This window comes from Streptomyces sp. LHD-70 (assembly GCF_031157275.1).
GTDB lineage: Bacteria > Actinomycetota > Actinomycetes > Streptomycetales > Streptomycetaceae > Streptomyces.
Map to the genome: position 1 here is coordinate 35,030 of NZ_JAVIFW010000023.1, position 16,291 is coordinate 51,320.

Sequence of the window (16,291 nt, forward strand, 5' to 3'; positions counted from 1 at the left end):
CATTACAGATTGATTCCGAAAACCGAGTGCCCGGCAGTGATCAGTCAGGGTGGGGGAGTTGCGATCGACTGACAGTGGAGGGGGATGTGCAGCGCATGCGCAATCCGGAGGAAAAGGCCGTACTCGCCCGCACCGGGGGCCTGCTGAGCGGGAAGACCATCATGATCACGGGGGCGTCCAGCGGGATCGGGGCGGCGGCTGCCCGGCTGTTCGCCGCGGAGGGTGCCGCGGTGGTTCTGATGGCGCGCAGGGAGGACCAGCTGCGGGAGCTGGCGGCGGAGATCACCGCCTCCGGGGGGAAGGCACTGGCGTCCCCGGGCGACGTCACGGACCCGGGTGACGTGGACCGTGTGGTCAAGGACGCGGTCCGTGCGTACGGATCCCTCAACGGGGCCTTCAACAACGCCGGTTGGGCCACGGCCGGCACCCCACTGCACCAGACCGACGACGCGGTGTTCCTCCAGGCGCTCGACGTGAATCTGCGCGGGGTGTGGAACTGCCTCAAGTCCCAGATCACCGTCATGCTCGAATCCGGCACCGGCGGTGCCATCGTCAACACGGCCAGCATCGCGGGCGTCCTCGCCACCGGGGCCACCGCGCCCTACATCGCGGCCAAGCACGCGGTGATCGGCCTGACCAGGGCGGCGGCCGAGGAGTACGGCCAACAAGGCATCCGCGTCAACGCCTTGGTCGTGGGCAGCACGCGCACCGAGCTGATCGCGAAGGTCCTGGAAGAGGCACCCCAGCTCGAAGAGGCCTTCACCAACCGCTCGTTGCAGCGACGGATAGCGGAACCCGTGGAGGTGGCGCAGGCGGCGGCGTGGTTGTGCAGCCACCGGTCCTCGTTCGTCACGGGCGCGGCGGTCCCGGTTGACGGGGGCTGGACCGCCGCCTGACGGGAGCTACCGGGCTCACGCGGCCGCGGGCGATGCCGGGGAGCACCAGCTGCCATATCCGGGCCAGCTGGTGCTCTGCGCTTTCCCGTTGCTCGGGTACGAGGGCGCAGCGGCGGATGTAGCTCTCGGTACCGCTGACGAGGTGGGTGGTCAGGGCGAGGAGTGCCTGCGGGTCGGCGTGGGGCTGCAGTTCGTCCTCCGAGGCCCGGTCGAGCAGGCTCTCGGCGATGGGCAGCCACACGGACGTCCAGGGCATCTCGGAGGGCAGGCACTCGCGGGCCAGCCGGGCCGCCGCCCGTACCGTGACGTCCTCGTCGAGCAGCCGTGCCACCTTGAGCGTCAGGTCGACCAGGGTGCGCAACGGATGCTCGCACGTGTCAACCATGCCATCGAGGGCGGCACGGGTGGCGCGGGCGCCGTGCAGCTGAACCTCGGCCGCCAGCTTCTCCTTCGTAGGGAAGTGGAAGGTCAGTGCCCCCATCGAGATGCCCGCCGAGCCGCTGACGTGCGCGAGGGACGCCGCCTCGTAGCCGACGCGGTCGAAGGCCACGGCTGCCGCGTGGACCAGAGCTTCCCTCGTACGGGCTGCTCGTTGCTGTTTCACCATGTGCTGTTCTCCGGAGGATCTGCCCGTCCGCGAGGCGAGGCCGGGTCGCCTACGGCTGCCGACCGGAATTGTGAGTTCCGATAACTGCTGCATCAGCCATCTACATTGCTGGAGTGAATCCGCGCCAGGCCTTTGGGGAGTCCGGGTGCGGGGGGTGCGGCGGCCGCACCTCGTCCCTCCGCCGTCGCTCGCGAGGCGGTCTTCACTGGGCGGGAGTATGTGCGCGAGACCTCGGTCCGCGCAACGCCGAGGAGGGGGAGTGGGGATGCCTACTCTGTGATCTTGGCTGAGATGAGTCGCGTAGAGATGCCGATTTGCGGTTGTTTGCGAGCCAACAGCGCCCTGAACGAGCCAACTTCCTCGAGGGGTTAAAAAGAAAGCGATCGTTCGTTATTCTTTTGGGTGTTGCTTCACTGGACCACTGGGCAGTCGAGTCAAGGCGAGGGGAAGCAGCTGCCGCACCAGGAGACGCTCACGGTGCGCGGCCTCGAACGCTGACGTCGTACGGGTGGGCTCGCTCGCGGTGAGACAACAGAAGCAAAGCGCACATGTCGTTGTGGCGACCGGCCCGCAGGGCCGCCCGGTCGGCTGTCACCGCACGGAGGGGCATCATGGACATCAAGGTCTTGGGCGTGCTGACCGTCACGGAGAGCGGAACGCCCGTCGCTCCCGTGGCTGCCGAGCCGCGGCAGGTGCTCGCGCTGCTCGCGATGCTCGCCGGCCGGGTCGTGCCCAGCGGTCTCCTGATCGAGGAGGTCTGGCCCGGCAAGCGGCCGCACCAGGCCAAGCACATGCTCAAGTCGTACGTGGGCCAGCTGCGCGAGCACCTCGCCGTGGCGCTGCGCGACCGCGGCAGGAAGGCCGCCGGGCGTGGCCGCGGGGAGCGGCAGGCCGCCGACCTGCTCGCCGCCCTGCCCGGCGGCTACCGGCTCGACGGAGGCCAGGACACCTGCGACGCCTGGGAGTTCGAGCGGTCCGTGGGCGCCGGCTACCGGGCCATGGCCACCGGTGACCTGGACACGGCCGCGCGGCGGCTGCGGGAGGCGCTCGGGCTGTGGCGGGGCGAGCCGTTCGCCGACGTCGTACCGGGACCGCACCTCGGCGCGCAGATCGAGCGGCTGCGGCAGTCCCGCGAGCGGGCGACCGGCCAGTGGATCGAGGCGGAGCTGCGCATGGGCCGGTACCGCGAACTGGCCGCGGACCTGCCGACCCTGCACATTCCCGGCCGGCTGCGCGAGCGGCTGCCCGCGCTCCTGAACCAGTGCGGCGACCCCGGCCAGGCCCTCGCGGCCTACCAGCAGTTGCTCCGGCAGGACGCCGCACCGCGGGTCACCGTGACCCACCCCGGCGCCGGACACGACCGGCATCCGTTCGACCGCGCCCTGTACGGGCCTCCGCTGAGCTTGTCGGGTCGTTGAGGCGTTGAGGCGTCGGGTCGTTGAGTTGAGTTGAGTTTCGCTGAGCCCTGCCGTACCGGTGCGCGAACCGGTACGGCAGGGCTCACGGCTGTGCATACCCCTGCGCCGGGCTGCCGGGGATCAACCCCGTTGCCCCGCACCGGACTTGATGGACTTAGTGCCACCTGACGGAGTGCCCCCGATCGCGTTGGCCCGGCCGGATGCGCGTCCACAGAATCGGCTGACCACGCATGACGAGAGGATCTCCATGGCCGGTCTGCCGTCGATCGACAGTTACCCGATGCCGCTCGCCCCTGCCGTGCCCGCCAGCGTGCCGCAGTGGTCCGTCGACCCCGAGCGGGCGGTGCTGCTCGTGCACGACATGCAGCGCTACTTCCTGAAGCCCTTCCCCGAGCCGCTGCGCTCCGAGCTGATCGCCAACGCGGCCGCGCTGCGGGACCACAGCGCCGCGCAGGGCGTCCCCGTCGCTTACACGGCACAGCCCGGCGGGATGACGCCCGAGCAGCGCGGGCTCCTCAAGGACCTGTGGGGGCCCGGTATGCGTACCGCGCCCGCCGACCGTGAAGTGGTCGACGCGGTGGCGCCCGCGCCCGGCGACTGGCAGCTCACCAAGTGGCGTTACAGCGCCTTCTTCAAGACCGACCTGCTGGAACGGATGCGCCGCGCGGGGCGCGATCAGCTGATCGTCTGCGGTGTGTACGCGCACGTCGGCGTGCTCATGAGCGCGGTCGACGCGTTCACCAACGACATCGAGACCTTCCTGGTCGCCGACGCCGTCGCCGACTTCACCGAGGACGACCACTGGCTGGCCCTCACGTACGCGGCCCGCCGCTGCGCCGTCGTCACCACCACCAAGGAGGTCATCGGATGAGCCAGTACAGCCAGGACGGCCGGGACGGTCAGGACGGCCGGGACAGCCACGGCAACCCGGACAGCCGGGATCGAAGCGATCTGCTCGGGCGGGTTCTCGCGCCCAACCCGCCCGCCTTCGCCGTGCTGCACCGGCCCGAGACCACCGGCGAGGACGCCCTCGACGTGCTGTTCGGCAGGGTGTCGCTGCCCCGCACCCTGGCGGCCATCCCCGTGCCCGAGCCGGGCCCGGAGGGCGGTGCCGCGACCGGCGAGCCGTACCAGGAAGTGCTCGCCCTGATGCCGTACCGGCAGATCGCCGAGCGCGGCTTCGAGGCCCCCGACGACGGGGCACCGCTGATCGCCCTCGCCGTCACCGAGCAGCAGCGGGTGCCGCTCGACGAGGTGCTGCGGCGCGTGCCCGACGTCGGCATCGAGCTGAAGGACGGTCACTTCGACGTGGACGACGCCGCGTACGCCGACATCGTGCGCCGGGTCATCAAGGACGAGATCGGCACCGGCAAGGGCGCCAACTTCGTCATCAAGCGGTCCTTCACCGCCGAGATCACCGACTACGGCGTGCACCGCGCCCTCGCGTTCTTCCGCCGGCTGCTGCAGCGGGAGCAGGGCGCGTACTGGACGTTCATCGTGCACACCGGCGACCGCACCTTCGTCGGCGCCACCCCCGAGCGGCACGTCAGCCTCGCCGACGGCACCGCCGTCATGAACCCCATCAGCGGAACCTACCGCTACCCGGGCTCCGGGCCCACCCTGGACGGCGTCATGGACTTCCTCGCCGACCGCAAGGAGGCCGAGGAGCTCTACATGGTGGTCGACGAAGAGCTCAAGATGATGGCGCGGATCTGCGAGAACGGCGGCCGGGTCGTGGGCCCGTACCTCAAGGAGATGGCACGGCTCGCACACACCGAGTACTTCATCGAGGGCCGCACCGACCGGGACCCGCGCGAGATCCTGCGCGAGACCATGTTCGCGCCGACCGTCACCGGCAGCCCGCTGGAGAGCGCCGCCAGTGTCATCAGCGGGTACGAGCCGCACGGCCGCGGCTACTACAGCGGCGTCGTCGCCCTCATCGGACGGGACGCGCACGGCGGCCGCACCATGGACTCGTCCATCCTCATCCGCACCGCCGAGATCGAGGGCGACGGCCGCATCCGCATCGGCGTCGGCGCCACCCTCGTACGCCACTCCGACCCGGAGTCCGAGGTGGCCGAGACGCACGCCAAGGCCGCCGGGCTCGTCGCCGCCCTGGAGGACGGCGGGCCCACCCGGTTCGGCACCCACCCGCGGGTGCGGGCCGCGCTCGCCGAACGCAACGGCCCCATCGCCGACTTCTGGCTCGCCGACCACGGCGGGCGCAGCCGGGCCGAACCCTCGCTCGCCGGGCGCCGGGTGCTCGTCGTGGACGCCGAGGACACGTTCACGTCCATGATCGAGCAGCAACTGCGGGCCATGGCACTGGATGTGACGGTACGTCGGTTCGACGAGCCGTACTCCTTCGACGGCCACGACCTCGTCGTGATGGGACCCGGCCCCGGTGATCCGCGCGAGCTCGGCCACGCCAAGATCGCCCACCTGAACAAGGCGATCCGCACGCTCCTCGACGAGCGCAGGCCGTTCCTCGCCGTGTGCCTCAGCCACCAGGTGCTCAGCATGAACCTGGGGCTCGAACTGCGCCGCCGGGACGTGCCCAACCAGGGCGTGCAGCGGGACATCGACCTGTTCGGCAGCCGTGAACACGTCGGCTTCTACAACACGTTCGCCGCACACAGCCCCAGCGACAAGTTCGACGCCCCCGACGGCACCGTCGTCGAGGTCAGCCGCGACCCGGGAACGGGTGAGGTGCACGCCCTGCGCGCCCCGCACTTCACGTCGATGCAGTTCCACGCCGAGTCCGTGCTCACGCAGGACGGGCCGCGCATCGTCGCCTCGCGGCTCGGCGAACTCGCCAAGGGGATGCTCGTCGTCTGAGCGGCGTTCTCGTGGGCCTGGTCGTGGCGTGGCGTACCGGGGGCTGCGCCCCCAGGCCCCTCCCACCATCGGCCTGCGGCCTCGTCCTCAAGCGCCGGACGGGCTGAGATTCCCGGCTCTGAGTTCGCCCCCGTACAGAGGAGTTGAGCGCCCATGAACACCCAGGTGACCCTCCTGCGGCGTCGGGAGGAACAGCTCGTCCCGGACGACGAGACGGAACGTGGCGGCTACGTCCTCGACGAGTCGGAACGTGGCGGCCACGCCCCCGACGAGTCGGAACGCGGCGGCTACATCCTTGCCGAGGCCGACGGCGGGCGGCCAGACGTCGTGCTCGTCGCCACCGGCGACGAGGTCCACGTCGCCCTCACCGCCCGGGAGATCCTCCAGCGGGAGGGCACCCCCACCCGCGTCGTGTCCATGCCGGACGCCGCGTGGTTCCGGGCCCAGCCCGCGGAGTACCGGGACACGGTCCTGCCGCCCGGTGTACGCGCCCGCGTCTCCGTCGAGTCGGGCACCGCGCTCGGCTCGTACGCGATGCTCGGCGCGGCCCCGGAGAGCGTCGGTCTCGCCCCGGTCGGCGCCGGCGCCGCGTACGAGTCGCTGCGCCGGCACGCCGGACTTACCCCCGAGCGCGTGGCCGCCGCCGCGCGCGGCAGCCTGCAGCGGGCGGCGGCAGCCCCGTGTTCGGGGGTGAGCAACCCGCCATGACCAGTGCCGTGTTGCAGCGCCTGGCCCGTGCCGGTGTCGCCGTCTGGCTGGACGGCCTCGACCGGGACCGTCTCACCGGCGGCCTGCTGTCCGGATTCGTCCGCTACCGCCAGGTCACCGGAGTCACCACCCACCCCGCCCACCTCACCCGCGCCCTCGCCGACGGCACCGCTTACGACCAGGACCTGGTGCTGCTCGCCGGGCTCCGCGCGAGCCCGGAACAGGCCGCACGCGAACTCCTCGTCCAGGACGTGCGGCAGGCCTGCGACGTGCTGCTCCCCGTGCACGCGGCGAGCGACGGCCTCGACGGGCACGTCTGCCTGGAGCTCGACCCGCGCCTCGCCCACGACACGGCCGCCCTGCTGGCCGAGGTGCGGCGGCTGTGGCGCGCGATCGGCCGGCCCAATGCGCTGCTCACCGTCCCGGCGACCGAACAGGGCACGGCCGTGCTCCGTGAGGCCACCGCGGAGGGCATCAGTGTCGGCGCCGGCCCGCTGTTCTCCGTACGGCGCTACGAGCGGGTCGCCGACGCCTACCTCGACGGGCTCGAAGCGGCCCTGGAGGCCGGGCACGACCTGACGGCGATCGCCTCCGTGGCCGCGCTGTCCATCAACCGCGTCGACACCGCCGTCGACGCACTCCTGGCGCGCAGCGGCAGCCGCGAGGCCAGGGCCATGCGCGGCACCGCCGCACTCGCGGGCGCCGCCCTCGCGCACGAGCAGTACGCGGCGCGCTTCGAGGGCTTGGAGGGTTTGGAGGGTTTGGCAGGCTTGGAGGGTTTGGCGGGCTTCAAGGGCTTGGAGGGGCCGGGCTTTGACGCGCCGGGCATTGACGCGCCGCGCTTCGATGCGCCGCGCTTCGAACGGCTCGCCCGTCACGGTGCCCGCCGCCAGCGTCTGCTGTGGGCGTCAACTGCCGTACGGGACAAGGCCGTTCGCGACACCCGCTACGTCGAGCGCCTGATCGCGCCCGGCACCGTCACCACCCTGCCCGAGTCCACCCTGCTCGCGATGGCCGACCACGGCTCGGTCGTCCGCCAGCGCTGGACCCACGAGACCTACGACGACGCCCGCCACCTGCTCCGGCACCTCCAGTCCTTCGGCGTCGACCTCGCCGGGGTCCTCGACCGCCTGGAGGACGACGGCCTGAAGCAGTCCGAGGAGCGCCTGCACCGGCTGCTCGACACCGTGGCCCAAGCCTTGGAGACCCGGACATGACGACGACTTTCCCGCCCGCCACCGGCCCGACCGCCTCGACCTCCTCGACCGCCCCCAGCACCCTGACCGCCCAGATCCCGGGCTCCAAGAGCCTCACCAACCGGGCCCTGCTGCTCGCCGCCGCCGCACCCGGCACGTCTCGGCTATGGGCGCCGCTGGTCAGCGACGACACCCTCGCCTTCCGCGACGCCCTCACCCGCCTCGGCGTCCGCGTCCGCGCCACCCCCGACGACGAGTACTGGGAGATCACCGGCACCGGCCGCCCCCTCGGCGACGCCCGCATCTGGTGCGCCGACGCGGGCACGGCCGCCCGCTTCCTGCCCCCGTACGCGGCCACCGGGGAAGGGGAGTTCGTCTTCGACGGCTCCGCGCAGCTGCGCGCCCGACCGCTGCGCCCGCTGGCCGACGCGCTCACCCGCCTCGGCGCGCGGGTCCGCGCCGACGGCCCCGGATCGCTGCCCCTGACGGTGTCCGCCACGGGCCTCGACGGCGGCAGCATCGCCCTGGACGCCTCGACGAGCAGCCAGTACGTGACCGGGCTGCTGATCGCCGCGCCGCTCCTGCGCAGCCCGCTGACCCTCGCGGCCCGTGACCTGGTGAGCCGCCCGTACGTCGACATGACGCTCGCCCTGATGCGGCGCTTCGGCGCGACCGTCGAGGAGTCGGCCGACGGCTCGCTGACCGTCGGCCCCGGCGGCTACCGGCCCACGGACCTGGTGATCGAACCGGACGCGTCCACGGCCACGTATGTCTTCGCCGCGGCCGCCGCGACCGGACGGTCCGTCCGCGTACCGGGTCTCGGAAGGGCCAGCCTCCAGGGAGACTTGAGGTTCACGGACGCGTTGCGGCGGCTCGGCGCGCACGTCGAGGTCGCCTGTGACGCCACGACCGTCACGGGCACCGGGCGGCTGCGCGGCGGCATCTCACTCGACATGGGCGAGATCTCCGACACGTTCATGACGCTCGCCGCGATCGCCCCGCTCGCCGACGGCCCGGTCACGATCCGCGGCGTCGCCCACGCCCGCCTGAAGGAGTCGGACCGCGTCGCGGCGATGGCCCGCAACCTCGCGGCCTGCGGCATCCGCGTCGAGGAGGGCCCGGACCGGCTCACCGTGCACCCCGGGCTGCCGCGCCGGACGACGATCGCCTGCCACCGCGACCACCGCATCGCCATGGCCTTCTCGGTCCTCGGCCTCGCCGCCCCCGACACGATCTCCCTGGACGACCCCGGCTGCGTCAGCAAGACCTTTCCGGGCTTCCATGCGGAGTTCGGGCGGTTGTTTCCGGAGTATGAGCTGCCGTTGTGCGTGCGTAAGTGACGTGCGGGACGGGCTGGTCCGGCCTGTCGAGCCAGACCGCCGTCCCCGCCCGGGTGACCGTGGCCCCAAACCGTTCCCGCACGGGCCGCCCGTTGCACAGCCACCAGTCGTACGCGTCCTCCACGACGTCCCACAGCCGCCCCGGCCCGGCCTGCCGCACGGTGCGGGTGCTCGCGCGGGCCCAGGATCCGTCGGCAGTCCACATGCGGCAGCCGGTGACCTGGCCGGTGTCGTCCAGGTCGGTTGAAGTTGCCGCGCCGGGCAGCGCGAGGGAGAGCAGAAACGGGAACGAGTCGCTGCCTGCGGGCACGGCCGGGTCGAGTCCGGTGAGCCGCTCGTCCGCCGTGCCGGGGTCGCCCGGATACGGAGCGGCTCCGGTTTCGTCCGCGGCCCGTACGCCCATGAAGTACGAGGGCGTACGCAGGAATTGACCGGCTGCGGTGCCGTCGTCGCCGACGACCAGGCGTGCGGTCCCCGACCCGAGCGGGCAGACGATCAGGCCGCCCGGCCGGACCTGCCGCACCCATGGGTACGGGACGGCCGTGAATCCGCAGGTGGCGATGAGCCGGTCGTACGGGGCCCGGGCCGCGTGCCCGGCGCGGCCGTCGCCGGTGCGGACGGTGGGCGTCTGGCCGCAGGCGCGTAGTCGTACGTCGGCCAGCAGGGCGAGACCCGGGTCGACCTCGATGGTCGTGACATTCGCCGAGCCGAGACGGGCGGCGAGCAGCGCGGCGTTGTACCCGGTGCCGGTGGCGACCTCGAGGACGGTCAGGCCGTCTGTCACGTCCAGGGCGTGCAGCATGGCCAGCATCAGGCCGGGAGCGGTCGAGGACGAGGTGGCCACGCCGTCGGTCAGCTGCGTCACGAGGGCCTCGTCGGTGTAGACGAGCGACAGCCAGTCCGCGTGCACTGCGGTGAGGGGCGGCTCGTCCGGCCCGGTGTGGATCTCCGGGACGAAGACGTGCCGGGGCACCTTCTCGAACGCCGTACGCCATGCCGGGTCGGTCAAGTCACCGTTGGCTGCCAGGAGTTCGGCCAGGGCGGTGCGCCTGCGGCGGGCTTCTTCGGGGTCGTGGGGTGTCATGTGAGGTGGGGCCGGCGGGTCAGGCGGCGGCCCGTAGCCGGGTGTCGTGGACGGTGAGGGCCTGGAAGCCGGCGGCTATGTCCTGCGGGCCGAGTGTCGCCAATGCCCACAGGGCACTGATCCGCCAACCGGAGGACCAGATGCCGGTAGTCGGCGGCCGGAACAGCGCCACGGCGATGTTCTGGGCCGCGAACGGGGCGGGGTCGAGATAGGTCATGCCGCCGGTCCCGCACAGATACGCGCGGGCGCCGGTCGCGGCGGCCAGGTCGGCGAGCCGGACGGAGCGACCCGGTCGGGCGGGCAGGCTGCTGCTGGTGAGGATCTGGCCCTGCCAACCGAGGAGGTCCAGCAAGACGCGAGTGGACATCTCGGCGACCTTCGTGGTCCGTCCGGTGGTGAAGGTGTCCAGCAGGGGGTCCAGGGCCTGGGCGAGGGCGGGCCAGTGGGGGCTGGCCGCATAGTGCTGCCGCAGCATCCCTGCGGTCCTGCGGCGGGCCAGGTTCGCGTCGTCGATGAGCGCGTCCCGGATGAGGGTGGGCCGCCCGTTCGGTAGGTGGGTGGGGATGGTGAGCCACTGGTGGAGGGCCGGGTCGTCGAGGGCGGCGAGGCGGGCTCGGTGCTGGTGGTCGCGGCGGGTGAACTGGACGTCGTCGAGGACGATCCAGTAGTCCGCCGCGAACAGCTTGGCCAGCGTGGTCAGCCGGGGCAGGAAGTTCGGCTGGTGGATCGCGCACAGCCCGTCGAGGGCAGGCAGGTCACGGGTTGATGAGGCGGCTGGTGAAGCCGTCGCGGATGAGGGATTCGTACGCGGCATGCACGTCCTCCGGGACCTCCTGCTCGATGGCGAACCCGAGCTTCGGATACTCGATGACCCGCTGGAGGTCGCCGACGAGCATGTCCAGGACGAGCTTCTCGTCACCGATGGACTTCAGATAGTCGTCGAACTCCAGCGGCTCCGACGCGCAGAGGATCTCGACGTCGGGCCACAGCTTGCGGGCGGTCGCGAACGATCGCCTTTCCATATAGGGCTTGGAGACCAGCAACACCGTCTTGGGGTGGATGCCGGCGGCGGCGAGGACCTCGCGGGAGAGGGTGATGTTCTGCCCGGTGTTCGTCGCGTTGGGCTCCAGCAGGATCGCCTCGGCGGGGACGCCGAGTTCGATGGCGTGCTCGCGGAAGTGGACCGCCTCGCCGCGCGGGAAGACCTTGGCGGTGGTGGGGCTGTTGCCGCCGGTGAACACCAGGGTCGTGAAGTGCCCGGAGCGATACAGCTCGGCGGTATGGGCGGCGACGCCGAGGTCGTGGCTGCCCAGTCCGATCGCCACGTTGACGGGGCGCAGCTCGTGCTGCATCTGGTGGTAGTCCCAGATCAGTTTGGCCTTGCGCCACTGGTCCTCGGTGATGCCTTGCTGGTCGTTGCTCACGCGTTTCTCCCTGGTCACCGTTGCCGGGGGCCGGTCGGCCCCTCGCTCCTGGCCTTGATGCCCTCGATACTGCGCAGTTGGTGCACAAGTCCGTACTGCGCGGCCACCTTGGCGGCCTGGTCGAGGATGAGGAGTCCATCATCCCGAGTCGCCGCATCGGAGAGCAGGATGTGGCCATGAGCGGTGTCCAGTCGTACGCGTTGCATCGGTGAGTCGGTCGTCCCGCTGCTACGGGCGATGTCGATGAAGTGCAGGGCCTGGGTGAGGTCGTCGGCGCCGCGGCGGGCGAGGGCGAGCTTCTGGTGGGCCACCGACCAGTCGTCCGGTTCGGTGAGGTCCTCGAAGTCGCGGGTCGCCGCCTGCATGACGCGGGTCGCATAGTCGTGCTGGCCGTCCTTGCTCAGCGCGGTCCCCACCCACAGCCTCGCACGGGCCCGGTCGCGGCGGGAGAGCCTGTAATCGACGGCGAGGGTCTCGTAGTTGCGGGCGGCGATCTCCAGCTTCCCGGACATCTCGGTGACGACCGCGAGGGACAGGTCGAGCTGGGCGACGCGGCGGGGGATGTCGAGCTGGGTGAAGACCGCGCGGGCGCCGGCATAGGAGTGCTGGGCGGACAGCGGGCCCAGGACAACGCCCTGGTCGCGCTTGAGGTCGCCGAGCAGGGCGGTGGAGCGGGCGAAGAGATACAGGCCCTTCTCGTCCAGCTCGCAAGCCTTGAATCGGCTCAGCCACCTAGTGAGGAGGCTGTCGGCGAAGGTGAAGTTCTGCCGGGACAGGGCGACCACGACGCGGTCGAGGTCGTCGGCCCAGGACTCGTATTCCCAGGTTCTGGGACCGGAGGCGGTGACGCGGCGTCGGCCGGCGTTCTGCACCGGGCTGGTCATCTCGGACAGGAGCGTTTCGAACCGCAGGTGGACAGCGGCGTCCGCGCGGCCGAGGGCGGTGTCGAGGATGGCCTGGGTGTCGGGTCTGGGCTCGGTGTCGGCGAGCTTGCTCTCCCACTTGGAGACGGTCGCGACGGCCAGGCCGAGATGCTCGGCGAAGGCCCGCACGCTCATCCGCAGAGCCAGTCGCAGGGCCTTGGCCTCCAGGCCGGTCCAGTGGTGCACGATCGCCACGCCTCACTCCCTTCCACCAGTCATCGAAGCACGGAGAGTGCAGGCAGCGGGACGGAAGTGGAACGGAAGTAGAACGGCCGGTGATTGGCCGCGAGTTGGCCGGACGCCACGATCAGAGCGTCACCACTTGTCGAGTCTTTTGGACGGTCCTGAGCATGGAACCCCTCACGGAGCATCGCCCGGTCAGCGGCCCGGTCGTTTACGGCTTCCTGCGGCTGGTGCGGGTCTCCCCAGCGCGGCAGGACGCCCTGGTCGCCTCGCTCGCCGAGTACTGCCGCAGCCACGAACTGCAGTTGTCCGGCGTCTTCACCGACCGCGACGCGTCCGCCGGGCCCGCCTCAGCGGCGTTCACCGGGCTGCTGGACGTGCTCGCGTTGCCAGACGTCTATGGCGTCGTCGCCCCGGCCATGTCGCACCTGGGGCCGAAGGCCATAGCCGCTGAACGTGGGCGGCGGATCGAAGCGGCTGGCTCGCGGCTGCTGTTGGTCCGCAAGCCACGCACGGCCCACGACTCCGTCTCCCGCAGTGGTCCTGTCCGCCGCCACTCCGGCACCACCCGCGTCCTGGACGCCGAGTCATGAGGACCGTGATGACCAAGACAGCCCAGCGGTTCTTCGACGCGCGGCCCGAGTCGGTCGGCCAGGCACGGTCCTTCACCTCCGAGGCCCTGGCCAACTGGGGCCTGCCGGACTGCGCCGAGGACGTCCGGCTCTGCGTCTCCGAGCTCGCCACCAACGCCCTGGTTCACGGCACCGCCCCCGGCCACGGCTTTCTGGTCAAGCTCGACGCCGACGAGGAAGTCGTACGCCTGGAGGTGCACGACAGCCGCCGCCAGCACCCCGAAGCCCGGCAGGCCGCCAGCACGGACACCTCCGGGCGCGGGCTGATCCTGGTGGACGCGCTCGCCGACCGCTGGGGAGTCGAGGACCGCACCCCGTTCGGGAAGATCGTCTGGTCCTGCTTCAAGACCGTGGGAGGCACGACACGATGAGCGTCCTGCTTACTCCGCACGGCTCTGAACTGCGGCTGCCGGCGTCCCTCGCCGCCTGGACCTGGCCCGGCACCCGCCCGGACGGCCGCGAGATCGCGCACATCCTGATCACCCACACCCCAGCCCTGACCGGCTCGGGCACCGCTGAGACGGCCGAGGCCCGGATGCGACGGCTGTCCACCCGTCGGCCCTGGACCGAACAGGTCGCCCGCAGCGGCGAGGCAATCCTCCTACTCGGGCCGGACCCCCTGCCACAGTCCGCCCGCTGACGCCGCCAAGGTCGACGCCTACCTGGATGCAGCGGTCGCAGCCGACCGGCTGCTGTTCGGACGTGCCCGTACCCGCTGAACCCGCATCTCCTCGCACGGCCCCCGGACGGAACAGATGAGAGGGAACTGCCATGGAAACCTTCGAACGCGCCCGGCTGGACGCCTACTTCGCCCGGATCGCCGCCCAGTTCGCCCCGGGTGAGCAGACGGCGTCGTTCCTCATCACACATCTGCTGGCCGAGCGTCCCGCGTTCGTCCGCGCGGTCGCCGCGATGACCCGGCTCACCGCGGTGCTGCCCAAGCCGAAGTCCGTCCACCCGGCCGCGAAGCGCGAGGTCGAGCAGACGCACATGGTCGACACCCTCGCCCGCGAATTGTTCGCCGAGGCCGACGACGCGTTGGACTACCTCGAATCCCGTGCCGCCGACCGGACAGTCACCCTGCTGGACGTCGGCGGCTACTTCGCCCCCAGCCTCGCCGACGTCCACAACCGCTTCACCGGCCAGCTCACCGGGGTGATCGAGGACACCGAGAACGGGCACCGCCGCTACGAGGACCTCGACAAACTGCCCTGCCCCGTCATCTCCGTCGCCCGCTCACCGCTGAAGGACCCCGAAGACTTCCTCGTCGGCCAGTCCGTAGTCTTCTCCACCGAGGCCGTCATGCGCGATCGCGGTGACATCCTCCACGGCCGCCCCGCCCTGGTGATCGGCTTCGGCAAGCTCGGCAGCTCGATTGCCCGCCTCCTGCACGCCAAAGGCGTCCAGGTCACCGTCTTCGACATCGACCCCGTCCGCCGCACCCAGGCCCTCTCCCAAGGCTTCACCGTCGCCCGCGACCGCGAAGCCGCCCTGACCGGCGCCGGCCTGGTCCTCTGCGCGACCGGCGCCGTCTCCCTGCGCGGCGAGGACTTCTCCCACCTGCGTAATGGCGCCTACATCGCCACCGTCACCAGCAGCGAGGACGAACTCGACCTCGCCGGACTCCCCGATGTCTACACCCGCACCCAGGTCGGCGACCACGTCACCCGCTACCAGACCACCGGCCACTACTTCTATCTGGCGAACGGCGGCAACGCCGTCAACTTCATCCACGGCGCCAGCGTTGGGCCGTTCATCTTCCTGGTCCAGGCCGAGATCCTCGCCGCGATCAGGATGCTCACCCGCGGCGACCTCGCCCCCGGCATTCATGAGGTCCCCGCATCCGACCGCGAAGCCATCGCGGCGACCTGGCTCTCCTACTTCAACAGGTGATCACCATGACCATCACGGCCAACCACATCCGCACCACCATCGCCGCCTACCTCGACGAACACCCCGAGGACAAGGGCGAGCTCGGCGTCGTCCTCGGCCTCCTGGACGACGGCGACGACCTCACCAACCGCAAGACCCTGCCCGGCCACGTCACCGCAGGGGCCATCCTCGTCGGACCCGACGGGCGCATCCTGCACATTCTCCACAACGTGACCCAGAAGTGGCTTTTGCCCGGCGGTCATCTGGAGCCCTCGGATGAGACGCTCTTGCGGGCCGCAGGCCGCGAACTCGCAGAGGAGACCGGCGTCCCGCCCCACGTCGTCACCCCGCACGGCGAGACTCCGCTCCACATCGACATCCACCCCATCGACATCAACCCCGCCAAGGGCGAGCCCGCCCACCAGCACTTCGACTTCCGCTTCCTCTTCCGCACCACCGCCGACATCGGCGAACTCCAGGCCGAAGAAGTCTCCGACGCTGCCTGGCGAACGGTCGGCGCCCTCCACGACCAGGGGTTGGGTCAGCGCGTCGCCCAAGCACTGCGTTGACCCCAAGGTCGGCCGCTGCGCCTTCGACCCCCGACGCGCGCGGGGGCGGCCTCCCAGCCCGCCCAGCGACAGGCCGCCAAGAGTGGCTTTTCGCCGCTATCTCGACGGCGGACCCGAGGTCTCTCTCGATGGCTGGAGCCGTTCCTGATCTCCGGGGGTAGCGGCTGCCCCGGACGGCCGCCATGCTCCAGCGGCTTCCTGTCCATGCAGGTCGAGCGGCAGCTCGAACTCGCCCACCTCGTCTAGGTGGACCAGAAATATCGCAGGCCGAGGGTGCGTGGCTGTTTCGCGTGGCGCTGATCGTGGGCGGGCGCGCTTTCCCGGTGAGAGGGATGCGCGCATCAGGGGTGGACGCCCGCCCCCGCCCGCACCTGACACATCACCGCCGCAGCCCTTGGCCCCCACGCCCATGCGGAGGACGATGAAGGTGTGGGGGGAGACAGCCGACGTCGATGCCCCCGTACCCGGCTGCCTCCCCCACACGAACCCGTACGAAGCCCACACGAACCCGTACGAACCCCGTACGAAGCTCGCGCAGCCCCCCAGACAGCGGCGGCCGTGCCCCCTCTCCCCCCGTCGAGGGCACGGCCGCCGCTTCTTC

Annotated in this window: 17 protein-coding genes; 12 read left to right on the plus strand and 5 right to left on the minus strand. The window is 71.2% G+C overall.

Translation table 11 applies throughout. The annotated features are described in order from the left end of the window. Positions 1–161 precede the first annotated feature (161 nt). A complete protein-coding gene (locus tag RCO28_RS32830; RefSeq protein WP_308945062.1) occupies positions 162–896 on the plus strand; it encodes an SDR family oxidoreductase in 735 nt (244 codons plus the stop codon). On the opposite strand, the gene RCO28_RS32835 is transcribed toward RCO28_RS32830, so the two are convergent. Then, positions 850–1,503 (minus strand): TetR/AcrR family transcriptional regulator, encoded by a 654-nt coding sequence (locus tag RCO28_RS32835; RefSeq protein ID WP_308944979.1) that lies wholly within the window; start codon positions 1,501–1,503, stop codon positions 850–852. The genes RCO28_RS32830 and RCO28_RS32835 overlap by 47 nt on opposite strands. A 611-nt stretch (positions 1,504–2,114) precedes the next feature. Here RCO28_RS32835 and RCO28_RS32840 point away from each other — a divergent pair. The 6 genes from RCO28_RS32840 to aroA all read left to right on the plus strand — a co-directional run bounded on the left by RCO28_RS32840 (position 2,115) and on the right by aroA (position 9,003). Further along, the gene (locus tag RCO28_RS32840) at positions 2,115–2,921 is read left to right on the plus strand and encodes a BTAD domain-containing putative transcriptional regulator (RefSeq protein WP_308944981.1); all 807 of its coding nucleotides are present in this window, start codon (positions 2,115–2,117) and stop codon (positions 2,919–2,921) included. Positions 2,922–3,168: 247 nt separating this feature from the next. After that, a complete protein-coding gene (locus tag RCO28_RS32845) occupies positions 3,169–3,792 on the plus strand; it encodes an isochorismatase family protein (protein WP_308944982.1) in 624 nt (207 codons plus the stop codon). Next, the gene (locus tag RCO28_RS32850; protein ID WP_308944983.1) at positions 3,789–5,759 is read left to right on the plus strand and encodes an anthranilate synthase family protein; all 1,971 of its coding nucleotides are present in this window, start codon (positions 3,789–3,791) and stop codon (positions 5,757–5,759) included. Before RCO28_RS32845 ends, RCO28_RS32850 begins: the two co-directional genes overlap by 4 nt. Positions 5,760–5,912: 153 nt before the next feature. After that, entirely contained in the window at positions 5,913–6,467 is a 555-nt protein-coding gene (locus RCO28_RS32855) for a transketolase C-terminal domain-containing protein (RefSeq protein ID WP_308944984.1), read from the plus strand. After that, the gene (locus RCO28_RS32860; RefSeq protein ID WP_308944985.1) at positions 6,464–7,684 is read left to right on the plus strand and encodes a transaldolase family protein; all 1,221 of its coding nucleotides are present in this window, start codon (positions 6,464–6,466) and stop codon (positions 7,682–7,684) included. Before RCO28_RS32855 ends, RCO28_RS32860 begins: the two co-directional genes overlap by 4 nt. A 62-nt stretch (positions 7,685–7,746) precedes the next feature. Beyond that, a complete protein-coding gene (aroA, locus tag RCO28_RS32865) occupies positions 7,747–9,003 on the plus strand; it encodes a 3-phosphoshikimate 1-carboxyvinyltransferase (RefSeq protein ID WP_308945063.1) in 1,257 nt (418 codons plus the stop codon). Here aroA and RCO28_RS32870 read toward each other — a convergent pair. The 4 genes from RCO28_RS32870 to RCO28_RS32885 are packed head-to-tail and all read right to left on the minus strand — an operon-like array spanning position 8,921 to position 12,629. Next, positions 8,921–10,087 carry a methyltransferase domain-containing protein gene (locus tag RCO28_RS32870; protein ID WP_308944986.1) on the minus strand — a complete coding sequence of 389 codons (1,167 nt, stop codon included), beginning with the start codon at positions 10,085–10,087 and terminating at the stop codon, positions 8,921–8,923. The genes aroA and RCO28_RS32870 overlap by 83 nt on opposite strands. Before the next feature lie 19 nt (positions 10,088–10,106). Continuing rightward, entirely contained in the window at positions 10,107–10,901 is a 795-nt protein-coding gene (locus tag RCO28_RS32875) for a WbqC family protein (protein ID WP_308944987.1), read from the minus strand. Then, positions 10,843–11,511, minus strand: coding sequence for a YdcF family protein (locus RCO28_RS32880; RefSeq protein ID WP_308944988.1), 669 nt, complete (start codon positions 11,509–11,511; stop codon positions 10,843–10,845). Before RCO28_RS32880 ends, RCO28_RS32875 begins: the two co-directional genes overlap by 59 nt. Before the next feature lie 14 nt (positions 11,512–11,525). Next, entirely contained in the window at positions 11,526–12,629 is a 1,104-nt protein-coding gene (locus RCO28_RS32885) for a hypothetical protein (protein ID WP_308944989.1), read from the minus strand. A 155-nt stretch (positions 12,630–12,784) separates the two neighbouring features. Between RCO28_RS32885 and RCO28_RS32890 the strand changes: the two genes are divergently transcribed. From RCO28_RS32890 to RCO28_RS32910, 5 genes are all read left to right on the plus strand, one after another. Continuing rightward, the gene (locus RCO28_RS32890) at positions 12,785–13,210 is read left to right on the plus strand and encodes a hypothetical protein (RefSeq protein ID WP_308944990.1); all 426 of its coding nucleotides are present in this window, start codon (positions 12,785–12,787) and stop codon (positions 13,208–13,210) included. A gap of 8 nt (positions 13,211–13,218) precedes the next feature. Beyond that, positions 13,219–13,620 carry an ATP-binding protein gene (locus RCO28_RS32895; protein ID WP_308944991.1) on the plus strand — a complete coding sequence of 134 codons (402 nt, stop codon included), beginning with the start codon at positions 13,219–13,221 and terminating at the stop codon, positions 13,618–13,620. After that, entirely contained in the window at positions 13,617–13,889 is a 273-nt protein-coding gene (locus RCO28_RS32900; RefSeq protein ID WP_308944992.1) for a hypothetical protein, read from the plus strand. The genes RCO28_RS32895 and RCO28_RS32900 overlap by 4 nt, the downstream gene beginning before the upstream one ends. 131 nt (positions 13,890–14,020) lie before the next feature. Then, positions 14,021–15,142: an adenosylhomocysteinase gene (locus tag RCO28_RS32905; protein ID WP_308944993.1), complete on the plus strand. Its 1,122-nt coding sequence runs from the start codon at positions 14,021–14,023 to the stop codon at positions 15,140–15,142. A gap of 5 nt (positions 15,143–15,147) precedes the next feature. After that, positions 15,148–15,690, plus strand: coding sequence for an NUDIX domain-containing protein (locus tag RCO28_RS32910; protein WP_308944994.1), 543 nt, complete (start codon positions 15,148–15,150; stop codon positions 15,688–15,690). Positions 15,691–16,291 lie beyond the last annotated feature (601 nt).